The organism is Cupriavidus sp. SW-Y-13 (assembly GCF_009793345.1).
In the GTDB taxonomy this organism is placed as follows: Bacteria; Pseudomonadota; Gammaproteobacteria; order Burkholderiales; family Burkholderiaceae; genus Cupriavidus.
On record NZ_WHLX01000004.1, the window covers coordinates 1 to 13,328 of the forward strand.

General features: G+C 58.2%; 9 protein-coding genes. 4 read left to right on the forward strand and 5 right to left on the reverse strand.

All coding sequences use genetic code 11. From position 1 onward, the window contains the following. Positions 1–175: 175 nt before the first annotated feature. Positions 176–442 (reverse strand): hypothetical protein, encoded by a 267-nt coding sequence (locus tag GA566_RS29795; RefSeq protein ID WP_017511419.1) that lies wholly within the window; start codon positions 440–442, stop codon positions 176–178. A 338-nt stretch (positions 443–780) separates the two neighbouring features. Between GA566_RS29795 and GA566_RS29800 the strand changes: the two genes are divergently transcribed. Together GA566_RS29800 and GA566_RS29805 are read left to right on the forward strand one after the other, a co-directional pair. Next, positions 781–1,905, forward strand: coding sequence for an AAA family ATPase (locus GA566_RS29800; RefSeq protein ID WP_017511418.1), 1,125 nt, complete (start codon positions 781–783; stop codon positions 1,903–1,905). A 314-nt stretch (positions 1,906–2,219) separates the two neighbouring features. Further along, on the forward strand, positions 2,220–3,011 hold the full coding sequence (locus GA566_RS29805; RefSeq protein ID WP_227874158.1) for a ParB/RepB/Spo0J family partition protein: 792 nt from the start codon (positions 2,220–2,222) through the stop codon (positions 3,009–3,011). Between the two features lie 1,169 nt (positions 3,012–4,180). Here GA566_RS29805 and GA566_RS29810 read toward each other — a convergent pair. The 4 genes from GA566_RS29810 to GA566_RS29825 form a co-directional block, all read right to left on the reverse strand. Further along, positions 4,181–5,770, reverse strand: coding sequence for an IS66 family transposase (locus tag GA566_RS29810; protein ID WP_008652249.1), 1,590 nt, complete (start codon positions 5,768–5,770; stop codon positions 4,181–4,183). A 31-nt stretch (positions 5,771–5,801) separates the two neighbouring features. Then, positions 5,802–6,152, reverse strand: a complete 351-nt coding sequence (gene tnpB / locus GA566_RS29815) for an IS66 family insertion sequence element accessory protein TnpB (RefSeq protein ID WP_008652247.1) — start codon at positions 6,150–6,152, stop codon at positions 5,802–5,804. Next, positions 6,152–6,616, reverse strand: a complete 465-nt coding sequence (locus GA566_RS29820) for a transposase (protein ID WP_008652244.1) — start codon at positions 6,614–6,616, stop codon at positions 6,152–6,154. The genes tnpB and GA566_RS29820 overlap by 1 nt, the downstream gene beginning before the upstream one ends. 190 nt (positions 6,617–6,806) lie before the next feature. Then, the gene (locus GA566_RS29825) at positions 6,807–8,144 is read right to left on the reverse strand and encodes a replication initiation protein (RefSeq protein ID WP_011514775.1); all 1,338 of its coding nucleotides are present in this window, start codon (positions 8,142–8,144) and stop codon (positions 6,807–6,809) included. A gap of 1,928 nt (positions 8,145–10,072) precedes the next feature. On the opposite strand from GA566_RS29825, the gene GA566_RS29830 reads away from it, so the two are divergent. Both GA566_RS29830 and GA566_RS29835 read left to right on the forward strand, forming a co-directional pair. Continuing rightward, positions 10,073–10,558, forward strand: a complete 486-nt coding sequence (locus GA566_RS29830; protein WP_011229288.1) for a hypothetical protein — start codon at positions 10,073–10,075, stop codon at positions 10,556–10,558. Positions 10,559–10,773: 215 nt separating this feature from the next. Further along, positions 10,774–13,287: an EAL domain-containing protein gene (locus GA566_RS29835; RefSeq protein WP_017512564.1), complete on the forward strand. Its 2,514-nt coding sequence runs from the start codon at positions 10,774–10,776 to the stop codon at positions 13,285–13,287. The last annotated feature ends 41 nt before the right edge of the window (positions 13,288–13,328 follow it).

The following is a 13,328-nucleotide window of genomic DNA, read 5'->3' on the forward strand; positions in this document are numbered from 1 at the left end:
CTGACGTCAGCCTTTTTCTCTGCCGCAGCTTCCGCCTCCTCTCTGGCCAGCAGACGATCGTTCAGCTTCTTCTGGCTCTGATTGACGCCCTTCTGCCGATGATTGAACAGCACCGACGCGCCGGTACCGACAACGGAAACGATCAGCGCCGCGGCTGCGATGAAATCGCTCTCAGTCATTTCAGCTTGAACCCCGAGCCCTTGAAGATGTTCGCGATCTCTTTCTTGAGGTCAGCTACTACCTCTGCCTTCACTTCATCAACATGGGCTTGTATGTGAGCACCGTTCTCGCTCACCAGGTTCTCGCGGGAAATCTCACGTCCGCAACGCGTGCACTTCATCAGCTCCGGAACTGGCGCGTTCTCGACGTTGGCGAAGTCAGTGCCTCCACATGTGGGGCACTGCAGTTGGACTGTCCTGTCGTACTTTCCCTCTTGCAACATTTCTGATCCCTCTGTGGTGTAGTTCGTTGGCCAGCACGGCACTACAACCATACCAGAAGGTACGTGGCAGACACTTGCTCGACAGCGCCCTGTCGGAGCTTCATCTGCTCGTTGGTCACCTCGTCAGATCCACCTGCCTAGATCAAAGTCAGCACCGCTCGTCAAGTGCCGCACTTTACACTTCGTCCTCCCCGGCGAGGTCGGTTCTATATGGTATTGCGTCGTTTTTTCCACTCAAACCATATAGAAAGTGACGTTTTTCCTTGCCCCGCTACCATCTAGCCCCTAGAATCGGCTCAAACTGCATTTTGTGACGTTTCATACTAGGAGGGTTGCCTATGACCGCAACTGAGGTAGAAATCGATCCCTATCCCTATACGGACTTTGCGAGCCTGGCATACCCGCCTCAGTTTGCTGCCGAAGCACTAGGGGTTAGCCCACAAACACTCAAGATCATCGAACGCGACAACGACCTGAAGATTTCTCGGGTGCCCCGGGGGTCGGTCGAAGTCCGCAACTACTCGCTGAACGATATCTTTCAGATCGCGCGAATCCGGCGAGAGAGCAAGCACATCAAGGGCTTCACGCGGCCCATCACCATTTCGGTCTTCGTCCCGAAGGGCGGTACCGCGAAAACCACCACCACTTGCAACCTGGCCATTCAGTTTTCCCTGATGGGTTTGAAGGTGCTGGTGATCGACAATGATCAGCAAGCTGACGTGTCGACCATGATGGGCTATGACCCTGACCTCACGGCGGAAGAACTCATTGACATGGGTATCCCTGGCGATAGGTCCATCAATGGGCACATTGGCAACCTGATGCGCGTTGGCAACTTCTACCAACCGATGTCTCTTGAAGAGGTCGTCAAGAAGCCCTTTGGTGAGCACGGCCCGCACCTGATCCCTGCGGAAGACTCCTTAGACGATATGGACTCTGCTCTGCGCAGCGCCAATGGCTCGGACTTCCGCTACTCGCTGTTCTTCGAGCAGGCTCGCACTGGCGCCCTGCCCCACTGCAACTTGTCCAGCTACGACGTGATCATCATGGACAACGCACCAGCGGGTTCGCTGCTTTCCCGAAACTCGATGGTGGCTGCGGACTTCCTGATCTGCCCGATTCGCATGGACAAGTTCTCATTCCGGGCACTCTCCCGTCTCGCGTTCCGGCTGGGTGAGTTCGCCAAGGATTTCAAGCGTGCGCCGGAGATTGTCGCGATCCCCACGATGTACGTTCGCAACCGGCCGCGCGTTGAACGGAACATGGCCAGCCTCATCAGCCTGTTTCCCGGTAAGGTGACTGAGAGCCGCTTGTACCATTCGGAGGACTACTCCAAGAGCCTCGAGGACGGCGTTCCGCTGTCGCTCTGGCGCACCGGCACTGAAAATTCGCTCGGGGCAATGCGGGAAGTCTTCGAGGAGTTGGTCGCGCGCATCCGCGCAGTTACGGAGGTCGCTAAATGAAACAATCCCGACGCCTCGGCCACGATGCAGCACGGCCGCCAGCCGCTGAGGCCCCGCCTCAGCATATCCAGGGGGTTGTCGTACCCGCGGAGATGCCATCGGCCAATCTGAATCGGCCGATGTCGGAGATTCTGCGCGAGCAGGGAATCTTGGACGAAGATCCGCTTGCCCCCCCTCCCCCGCTGCAGAGCACGCCGGCACCAGCTGCTGCACCCACTCCGAGTCCTTCGCCTCGGACAGCTCCCGTCTCTGGGGGTGCATCGGGGGTTTCGCCCCCCCCGAAGGCCCTTCACATCCCCATTGGGTCCCAGCAGATGTTGCCGATGGACCAGATTGATGTCAGCCCACATCAGCCTCGGCTCGTCTTTGATCAAGACGCCCTTGCTTCGCTGACAAGCACCATTGATCTCGTTGGGCTGAACAATCCGATTACCGTCCGACGCAAGGAAGACGGTCGTTTTGAGCTCATTGCCGGCGAGCGTCGCTTCAGGGCGTTCCAACTGAAGCATGAGGCATATATTCCAGGCTTTGTCCGTGATCTTGGCGAGAAGGAAGCCGCGATCCTCGCAATGACGGACAACGATGCCCGGGAAGACCTGTCTGATTTCGAACGAGCCCTGGGCTATCAGCGATTGCTGAAGTTGGGGCATTGCCTCAACCAAATGGATATCTCCCGGTGTGTCGGTCGAAGCATGGCCACCGTCAGTCGGTGCTTGGCTTACTTCAAGTTGCCGCAGGTAGTGATTGACATGCTCATGCAGAGGCCGGGGCTGATTGGCACTAAGGTTGTGGCTGATTTCGTCGCGTTCCATGAGCAGGGCTGCACCGAGCTGGTGATAGCGGCCGTTGTTAAGGTAGAAAAGGGCATGTCCCAGGAGAATGCCTTGAACTGGCTGAAGGCCGAGGCCCGGAAGCTCACGAACCCCGCGGCTGTCGTGATCCCACGCCGCCTGCAGATGTCCGGGAAACCAGTCGCTGACGCCAAGATCGACGGGCGGAACCTCATCCTGAAGTGTCCGAAAGACGTCAATCCGGAGCTGCTACTCCGTACGATCGAGAAATTCCTCTCCGAGGCTGCAGCGGATGACCTTGACGAGGCAGCATAGCCGCCTCGATTTCACCGTGAAAAGCCCGCGCGAATGACGCGGGCTTTTTTTTGCTCTCGACCAACTCCCCGGGCCGCCTAGAGCGCGAGAGCATTCACGGTATCCCAGCCCGGAACGGGCTTGGCCTGTCCTGCGGGCGCGGGGACTGCGCAGCGGCGAACTTACGACAACGCCCCCGGGGGGATTCGCGAGAGATTTCACCGTGAAAACTGGTTGATCACCGCCAGCATTTCGCGCCCGAATTCTACCCAGCGTTTTCACGGTGAAATCTGCGCCGGCGCCAACTAGGGCGGACGTTGCCCACGCGGATTGGGCCCACTTCAAATAACTCGCTCATGGGAGCGTCGCGGTGAAGATTCGCTGACAGGCCACCCCAGGTGCATACGCGCCCAGCGGCTAGATTTTCACGGTGAAAACTGCCACGGCGGCTCCTCAGCTGGACGCTGCCAACGCCTTGTCCCGGAAGCGGAAATGCCGGCAGGCCTTTATGTGGATGCGCTCCTCGATCTTTCACGGTGAAAAGCGCCAGGTAGCCCTCGCTGCGCAATCGTCCAGCGGCGTGGTTTTCACGGTGAAATCCCAACGTTGATGGCCCCCTCAGCGTCTCAAAAGCATCACCGTCCTTGGTGCGAGCGGAGCTTTTTCACCGTGAAAAGTCAATGGTCGCTCAATCGGCGCCTGCGGTATGGGTGAGGACGCACGAGCCTACGCAAGGCTGGTCTTCGACGAAACCGCTCGGCGCGTTGCATTCCCAGCCAAGGCGCGCTAGGAGAACGCCCAGTCTCTGCGCATTGCGCAGAGCGCACTACACATTGCGTACTCTGTGCGTCATCGCGTTTTCACCGCGAAACCAGCGGCATCACAATTTTCACGGTGAAAACGAACGCGATCGCCGGCCGGGCATTAGGGAATACCATACACATATTGCTACGTGTTATGTATCTCTATTGTGAGAAACGAGGAGCTAGTTGCAGTTCGAAAATGGCAGGAGAGCACACTGGGCACTTCTCCGAGCACTAGCCATTCGGTCAAACGTGATCATCGCGAGATCGGATATCGGCTTGCCGAGGTTGCACTCAGCAGGACGCCAAGAATGAACACCGGGAATTTCGAGAAAGAGGCGTAAGCGGTCTTTTAAGGGCGCCCCTTGCGGCCGCCGGCGGTATCCGCTAGACGGTTGAGGGCTTGAGCCTCCAGGGCAGCAGAGCCTCGTAGTCGTCGGCGGTCTGTGCGTGTGGCAACGCCTTGAACAAGGCAACGAGATACTGATACGGATCGACGTCGTTGGCCTTGCAGGTTTCCACCAGCGAGTAAAGACTTGCGCTAGCGTTGGCACCGGCCACGGTGTCGCAGAAGAGGAAGTTTCTCCGTCCGATCACGAATGGCCTAATCGCGTTCTCGCAGGGATTGTTCGAGATCGGCCAGGTTCCGTTCTCGATGTAGCGCACGAGCTTTGGCCACTGCCCATGCAGGTAGTGCAGCGCCTTGCCGAACAGGCTTTGCGGCAGCACGGTATGCAGATGTTGCAGCAGCATCGTTTCGATCTCGGCCAGCAGCGGCTGGCTTTGTTCGGCGCGAACCTGCTGCCGTTGTTCCGGCTTCATCTTGAGCGTGTGGCTTTCGATGGCAAACAGCTTGCCGATGCGCTGCAGGAATCCGGTGACCGGGTGGTCGGGGCGCTTGTCCTTGGGCAAGGCTTGCTCCGCCTCGACCAGGTAGCGGCGCGCGTGTGCCCAGCATCCGAGATGCACCAACTGATAGGTGTTTGCGACGTCGTCGTATGGTGCATAGCCGTCGGTCATCAACACCGCCCCAGGCTTGATGCCGGCATAGAGAGCCGTAGCCTGCTTTGTCTCGCGTGTCGGGCTATAGGCAAACAACCGTACCGGCGGCCCTGTGCCATTCATCTGCGCCCATAGGAAGCTCTTTCTCTGGGCAGGCCTGCCGGGCTCCTTGAGCACCTGTACCGTTGTCTCGTCACCGTACACGACGTCTGCTTCCAGCAGATGGTCACGCAGCAGGTTGATGATTGGCTGCACCGCCTGGCCTACTCGCACTATGCTTGCGGCCAGGGTGCCGCGAGAGAGGTCCCCGCCGAAGCGATGCAGCAGCGCTGCCTGGCGGTACAGCGGCAGGCCATCCTGATACTTCGAGGTGATGCACCAGGCCAGCGCCGATTCGGTAAGGAGTCCCTTGGGAATAATGCGCGCCGGTGCCGGCGTCGTCTTGATGCCGCCGTCGCAGCATGGGCAGGCGTACTTGACCCGCTGGTGCTGGATCACGCGGACCTGCTGCGGCACGATGTCGAGCTGTTCGCTGACCTCGACGCCAATCTCGACCAGAGCCTGGCCATCGAGGGGGCAGACGCGTTCCGATTCGGGTAGTTCGTGACGAACCTCGACACGGGGCAGCGCCGGGTCGAGCGGCTTGCGGCCGCGCTTCTTGCGTTTGTGTCCGGCCACTTCGGTCTCGGGCGTACCTTCTTCTTCCTGCGCCGGCTGCGCGGCCGCCGTCGCCAAGGCCTCGGCCTCATTGAGGAACAAGTCCTTCTGCTCCGAGCCTCGCGCCTCGCTCTTTGCGGCGAACAGCTTACGCTGAAACGCCTTGAGCTGTTCCAAGAGCAGGTCTCGCTGGACCGTCATCACACGCAGTTCGCCCTTGATTGCCTCGCGTTCCGCGAGTATTGCCTTGAGCTCGCGCTCGGCGTCTCGCAACAGTTGCAGCTCGGCGGCGGTAACGGTGACGGGCGTGGATGGCATGGCGGGTTAGACCGCTGCCGCCAAACAGCGTTCACGCAGCGCGATGGTATTCTCGGTGCGGGTGCCGGCGCATCGCCTCGATGTCGATTCCCTCGAGCAGCCAGTGCAACTGTTCGACCGTCAGCGTAGCCACAGCCGCCTCGCGTGGCCAGGCAAACCGGTCCGCCTCCAATCGCTTCAACAATAGCCAGAAGCCGTTGCGATCCCACCCGAGAATCTTGATGCGATCGGCCCGCTGGTTACGGAACACAAATACAGCCGATGCAAACGGATCCAGCCCGAGCGTCTGCTCGACCAGCAGTGCCAGGCCGTTGATGTTCTTACGGAAGTCCACTGCGTCGCGATGCAGATACACCCGCAGCTCAGCGTCGAGCCGAAACATCAACGGTCTCCACTCAGTGCTTCGATCATTGCCTTTACGAGCCCAACGTCTCGCTCGCTGCATTCGAGCTCAAGTGATACACCGTTGGGCAGCTTTGCGCTCAAGAGCGCCAGCGGTTGCGCTTGCCGCGGTGGCGGATCGCCAGTCGCTGATGCCGCTTCGTGACGCGGCACCGCAACCTTTGCAAGTGTCTCGATTGGCCGCGAATCCTGAACCTCCTGGACAACCGGCACGAATGCCGGCAACGCACCTCGCGCCTGCACTGAATCTCGGTAGTCCCGAATCCATTTGCGCAACTGGTTAGCGTTGATACCGGCCTTGAGCGCCGTGCCCGAGACCGATGCTCCCGATTGAAGACAGAACTCAATCAGACGCCGCTTGGCCGCTGGCTCGTAGTCGCGCTTCCCATTGGAGCGGACTCGCACCGCCTGCAGCGGAAATAGGTCAATCTCGTCTTGGATCATGTTTGCGTCCGCAAAGTCTTTGCGGACGCTAGCCTGCCAACGTTCAGCCTTCAATACCAGACGTCGTCAATTGAGCGCTTACAAAGAGGCGGGAGGTTTCGTGCCTCGCGTAGGGAAGCACTAGCAAGCTCGACGAGCTCAACCGCGCGCACTCTGGCGGCGGTCTTTCGCATGTATTGAGGAGGGCAGGTCAGGCAGCCTTCTGTTCCTCTGCCTGTCGCTTCACGTATTGGGCCAGTTCGACCTTCAGTGCCTTACGAGCCATGATTGCCGCCTCATCCGGCCTAGCCTTTACCTTCTGCCGCCGCGCAGCCATCTGGAACGTAGTCTCCTTGTACAGTCCATCAAGGACAGCAAGTCGTTCGTCGTCCGTCATCGAGGCGAAGATAGCCAGACCTTCTTCGATATCGCGCTCAAGATTGCGCGCAAACTCGATCTCAGCGACCGGTACCATTGGCTTACTCGGGACTGCTTCGGCTGGGCTACCAAACGCCGCCTCGCGCTCCATTTCGCTAAGTGCCCAACCCTCTTTGATCGCGGTCATTAGGTAGGCACCAGGCGATTTCACCCCTCCAACTTTGACTCGGTACCTCACGAGCTCAATCGCCGCACGGATTCGCTCATCCGTGTTCACTTCGCGATTGCTGATGATCTCATTGATCTGCCTGGTGCTCAGGCCAAAGCCCTTAACGAGAGTCTCATACAGATCCTTCAGCTCATGTGGTTGCGCAAAGTCCAGAACGAGCTTGCCCTCTGCGTTGTCCCTAAGCTTGAATCGAATCGCCGCAACGCGTCGCGAACCCTGCGCGGTCTTCGTTTCGTACTCAACGTAGAGATCGGTCAGTTCATTGATTTGGGCAATGTTCTTATCCAGAACCAACCGCTTGAACTGCTTGTACTCGGTGAGTGATTTGACCGCGTCAGCATTGACCCACTTCCTGACCTCTTCGATCGGAAGCCAGTTCGTAGTACCCATGAATCGAAGGGCGCCCAAACGCTCATACAGGATGTACGCGTACTGGCTGAGTGCCGCGGACATGCGCAAGGATAGATAGGTATAGCGCTTCGGATCTTTGAGTTGTCGACGGATCATCTCGTCGACCTTGAACACAACGCGCCCGCCTGCGATCCCTACAGAACCAAGAAGCGGCACTGACACCCATTGCGGGTCGCCGCCGCCCTTGCGCTCAACAGAGACTTGAACCGATGAGCTCTGGCACTCGCGCAGGGCCTTCTTGAGGTGCGCGACGTTGTTCGATGTTTCGAACTTAGCGAGCCATTTGAAGTAGCCGAGCTCGATATCGTAATGCTCAAGATCCGGGTTCTCCGACACCGTGAGCCACAACGCATTGATGGCCCGCCTTGCCACGAGGGACATAGGGGTGACGTCAATCAGAACATTGGTTTTGCGGTACCCAATGTCGCGCGTGGATTCAGTGATTGCGGTACTAGGCCCGAGCTCCTCGCGGACAGCGTTGAAGATATCGAAACCCAGCTGCTCCTGGATGTTTTTTGGGAGATTAGACATGGCAGAGTGCGCCCAATGCACTAAGAGACTGCCGTAATATCTCCGTAATGGTGTAATGAGTCAAGTATACGATTGCACCTTTGCGCAACACCGTTGCCAAGAGGCACCAATCAATGACACCGTCGAACCAACTGATGCCACCATGACTGAGCGCCACTCCCCGGAAACCTAGACTGGGCGCGGCTTTCCGGGATATACGCACATCAAGCCAACGGTTAACACCTTCCACCAATTCATTGCACCTTGGCACCAATGGATAGCACCGTAGGAAGCCAATTTCTTACACCTTTGCGGCCCAATGCGGTACACCAATCCCCCAACAGATATCACCTTGGCACCAACAGTTAACACTTTGCTGCTCGTAAGCCATTGAATTATTTGGGCAAAACGAGGCCCGTATACGTTGGTTGGTTTACGTAAACAAAGCTGCTAGCTCTCCGCAGAAAAATGCGGAACGTCAAAACCACCGGTACTTATCCACAGCCATCGGCACTTGCCGCTTCGTCACCGCGACCGCTATCGCAGTACGGTGCAATCTGTTGGACCACAACGAGCTCCGCCACACAGAGATGCAATCAACTCGACGCAAACCTCCCTCCCTAGACCCCATGGTGCAATCAGTTGGTCCGCAATCTTCCATATCGGTATGGGTGCAATGTATTGGCCCGCAAAGCCCCAGGGGAAAAGGTGCAATTGGTTGGCCCGCAAAATCGGCGTTCACTTGCCGCTATGGTGCAACGTATTGGCCCGCAAGAGATTGGGCGCATGGTGCAGTCAATTGGTCCGCAGAGGACCTCTCAACGACATGGTGTAGTTTATTGGTCCGCAAACGGACTCTCTACCATGGTGCAATGAATTGGCCCGCAGGGGGCTAGAACCGATAGCGCAGTTCTTTAGTCCGCAGAAACCCTAGCGCGTCATGGGCCCGCTACCCCCAGGCAATATGGTGTATCTGATTGGTCCGCAACCGCACGAGTACCGGCTATGGTGCAGTCGATTGGTCCGCAACCATGGCGAATCAGCGGCGTTAGCAGCTCTGCGCAGGCTCAAACACGCGCAAGGTGGCATCCGTTGGTCCGCAAAATGTGAGGACAAATAAGCACTCGCCTCGAAAGGTGCAATGACTTGGTCCGCAAAGATTGGCCACTGATTCCAGCATCTCTTACAGCACCTGCACTGCGCAAAGGTGCAATGGTTTGGTCCGCAATTTCTCCCAGCGGGCTTCAAACGGCAGGGTTCTGACAATAATTAGCGAGATGTAGCGATAGGAAGCACTCACTAAAGCTCCGCAAATTGCGCCACGGTCCACCAAACCGTTACACCTTGCCCGCGGGAGCGGGCTTTGCGGTCCAAAACGCATCACCCTAGGTAGTGCTCCATGGGGCACCTCCGCAAACTTTTGCGGGTCTGCGGGCCAAATCGTTACACCTTTCACCGCTGCCGCGAGGCGTAGACAGCCCGGAGCATCAGTACGCGGGGAGGGCGAGTTCCGGATCAGATCTTTGCTTGCCTGTCGGTTGAATGGAAGGGCGGAACACGTTTCTCGATCGTGCAATGCGCATTGCACCACCCGCCTTGTTCGGCAGCGTTCCTGCGGGTCTTACTGGCCGAAGCACTGCGCAATACGTAATGCGCCCTGGGCAGTGCTCAATACCCAATGCGCAATGCTCACTGCGCATTGGGTCCTCATCTCTGAACGCGCCGCCGTTTTCACTGTGAAAAGTGGCGCTACCACGGTATGCGAGCCCCGGAACTGTAATCAGTGACGGGGGCCATCCAAAGACGAGCGATCACACGCAAGACATGCAACTCCCAAGGACTCCTGCGCTAGGCGGCCGATACACGCTGTTGTCAGCCATATCGGAGTACCAGGGCAACCCGCAAGTTTGCCTCGGACATCCAACCTCAGAGCTTCCAAGGAGAACCTCATGTCAATCGCATTGATCCTCAAAGCCGGCGAAGGCTCAATCTTCCCGAACCACGCAAAGACGTCCGACAAGGACCCGCTGTTCCTCGGGTGGATGGAGTTTCCCCTCGACGAACAGAAGAAGAACTCGCTCCGGCTCGATGTCGCTGTTTGGCGGAAAAATAACAGCGGCAAAGATTTCTACTCGCTGTCCATCGGCGGCATTCCTGCAACCCTCTTCAAGGAAGAGAAGCAGGACAGGCCGGAGAGCTCCCCTGACTATGCCGGCAGCTTTGGCTTCGGCCGAGAGATGCGAATCGCCGGCTGGCGCAAGAAAACGAAGGAGGGCGACAACCCTTACATCAGCATCTCAGTAGTGGAGAAGAAAGCCGCTGCGAACAGTGAGCGCGCCCAAACGCCGGCAGCCGCCCAGGAGCAAAAGGCTCCCCCCAGGCAACCGGCCCCGTCACAGGAAGCAGCAGGACATCCGGGATTTGACTTCATCTAACCGCAACATGCCCCCACGAGAGATTTCGTGGGGCTTTTTTTTGCCCCTTTTCCACGGATCGGGCGAGGCGACACGTCCCTATAATCGCGCGTTCACTATATGAGGGCGGGCCAGAGGTCCGAGAGCGGACAGTGGAGGAGAAGAGACCATCACAAGGTACGGGCGGCCGATCGGCTCGCCGCCTTGCCATTGCTGCAGGCGTTCTGTCGAGCCTCTTGCTTACGAGCATCTCCATCCACGAAGTGATTGACTTCAGGCGACGGGAATACGCTGAAGCACGAGAGAGCCTGGCGGTCTTCTCATCCGCACTGACTCGACAGGCGGCTGAGATCCTGAGGAGCCAGAAGACCGTTGTTCGACAGGTAGCTCGCACTTTGAATGGCGACAGCAACGCTCTCAGCATTCAAGAACGGTTTGCAATCGCAAGGGCAACAACCGAGAACACCTGCGTTGCCCGACTCTTCCTATACACCTTGACTGGTGCACTTGAGCTCGATACTTCAGGCTCTCCTGAGCCACAAGCTCCTCTAGCGCCGAGCAAAGACCTCCTGACTCAAGCAGTCAGCTATATCGTTGATGGACCAGTTCCGGGCCTGCCGTACCAAATCTCAATCTCTGAAGGCCTACTTGGCGGCAACGGCCAATACCGTTGGCTCGCAACATCCTGGATTGACTTCGCCCCCTTCGCGCAGACAGTGGCCGCGATCACACGCGATACCGGTTACCAGGTCGCACTTGCCACTGAAGAGGGTCGCATCCTCTATCGCTTTCCAGAGTCCGCTCGCTTTGATTCGCAGGAGATTCGCCAAGGAGCGTTCGACGCATGGGGTAAAGCCGCGAGCCACGCTCCGATTCGCGAGCTTCCCGCCGGCGCAGCCGCTGAGAGCGTCATAACACGGATCGAGGGCGCACCGCTTGCCTTACAGATCGCATTGCCGACGCAGACTGTGAACACGGCCTGGCAGCGCCGCGCATCGTACCTCGCGGTACTTTCAACGGCCGGCATAGGCCTGATCTGGCTTCTCATTGCCACAATCCTCCGCCAGGTTAAGCAAACAGAACGTGTCGCCGAGTCCGCGGAACGCGGCGAAGCAATGTTCGTCGACGTCTTGTCGCGGCTACGTGAGGCCGTCATTGCTACCGACACAAAGGGCACGATTCGCTTTGCGAACTCGAATGCCTTTATTGCTCTAGCTGCCACCTCAACCCATCAACTGATTGGCCAGCAGATTCAGACCTTGCTCCCTCCTGAGATATGGAAGGGCTCGCCTTTAGGCGCGGGCGGAAATCCACGCCAAGAGGCATCCCACGAGTGGGCGGGCTGCTTGCCGACCCTTGCGGGCTCTTCGTTCCATGCCGAAGTCCGCATCTGTGGCAACGGCCTCCACGGAACCGATGGTCTCGTCATTACGATTCATGACGCCAGCGAGAGAAAGGCCTACGAGGCTCGAGTTGTTGAGGCGGCCACCATCGATCCGGTCACGAACGTCTCAAACATGCACGCGTTTCGCGACAGACTCGATCGACTATTCCTGTCCGAGAGCGATCGCGACCAATTCCACGCCGTTTTGGCGGTGCAGCTCTCCGCTCCTCAAGGGGCACCGCTTGATGACTCGATTTGCGCACTGGCGGCAGATCGATTGACCACGAGCATTCGCGATTCCGACTCAGTCGCTTCGGAGGGCAGCGGTCGCTTCTTTGTGCTGGCAAGAAATGTGTCCGAGCCGATTGACGTTGCGATAATTGCACGTCGGATAGCTGCATGCTATGAAGCGCCGCTTACGCCAGGCGGAGAGACGCTGCGGCTTCGCGCACGGACAGGCATCGCGCTGTTCCCCGTCGATGCGGAAACCAGTGACGCCTTGGTCGCTTCGGCTAAGAAGGCCGCGGCAACAGCAAACGCCGAGCATTTTGTCTATGCGAATGAAGCTTGTTCACGGCAACTCGAAAGTTTGCGCGAGCAAGCCGATGCCCTGAGAACGTCGTTCGGTGCCGACAACTTGAAGCTGAACTACGCCCCGATGGTCTGTCTGAAGAGTAACGTCATCGTCGGCGCTATCGTAACGCCACTGGTCAGCAGCAATGGGCGGTACATCCCACTCGCTCGTCTGAGCGCCATACTTGAAGAGACGGGCATCTCTGCCCTGGCCGACGAGTGCGTGCTGAGATCGTTGCTCGCAGATCTTCGCGCCTGCCAAGCTATTCCCGCCCCACGCTTGCTGATCGTGCCTGTCCACCGCGATAGCTTCACGAGGCCCGGATTTCTCAACACATTGCGAGAAGCGGTCGACGCTCTTCCGACGAAATGGGCGCTCGGCGTCAGCATTCTGGAACCCGTTGAATCAGAACACTGGACACAGGCCACGGTAGCGATCAGTGATCTCGCGACGTTCGGCGTCCAGGTGTTCCTATCTGACTATGGCAACGGCTTAGCGTCATTGCCGCGCCTCATTACTTCCGGAGTACAAGGCGCAATCCTCGACCGATCGCAAGCGCCGTTTATGGCTGGGCGGGACGATGCCTTCGCCTTCGTTACCGCCGCCACGGCCGTTGCGGCTAATCTCGGCATCAAGCTCGTGGCCACGGGCGTCAAGGACGCTGAAGTCGCTTCGATGCTAGCAAAAATGGGAGTGTCGTACGCCTGCGGTCCCCTTTATGGGACCAGCTACACGGCACCAGTCCTACCCGAACCTGCGATTCGAGAGTCACAAACGACGAATGCGCGTTAGAATTCATAACACGTACTTGTAATAACGTTCGCAAACTTTCA

Bases quoted from the DNA above. Each gene is read 5' to 3' on its own strand.
- GA566_RS29825 (WP_011514775.1), bottom strand. From the start codon at position 8,144: ATGTCTAATCTCCCAAAAAACATCCAGGAGCAGCTGGGTTTCGATATC.
- GA566_RS29810 (WP_008652249.1), bottom strand. From the start codon at position 5,770: ATGCCATCCACGCCCGTCACCGTTACCGCCGCCGAGCTGCAACTGTTG.
- GA566_RS29795 (WP_017511419.1), bottom strand. From the start codon at position 442: ATGTTGCAAGAGGGAAAGTACGACAGGACAGTCCAACTGCAGTGCCCC.
- GA566_RS29800 (WP_017511418.1), top strand. From the start codon at position 781: ATGACCGCAACTGAGGTAGAAATCGATCCCTATCCCTATACGGACTTT.
- GA566_RS29805 (WP_227874158.1), top strand. From the start codon at position 2,220: ATGTTGCCGATGGACCAGATTGATGTCAGCCCACATCAGCCTCGGCTC.
- tnpB (WP_008652247.1), bottom strand. From the start codon at position 6,152: ATGTTTCGGCTCGACGCTGAGCTGCGGGTGTATCTGCATCGCGACGCA.
- GA566_RS29820 (WP_008652244.1), bottom strand. From the start codon at position 6,616: ATGATCCAAGACGAGATTGACCTATTTCCGCTGCAGGCGGTGCGAGTC.
- GA566_RS29830 (WP_011229288.1), top strand. From the start codon at position 10,073: ATGTCAATCGCATTGATCCTCAAAGCCGGCGAAGGCTCAATCTTCCCG.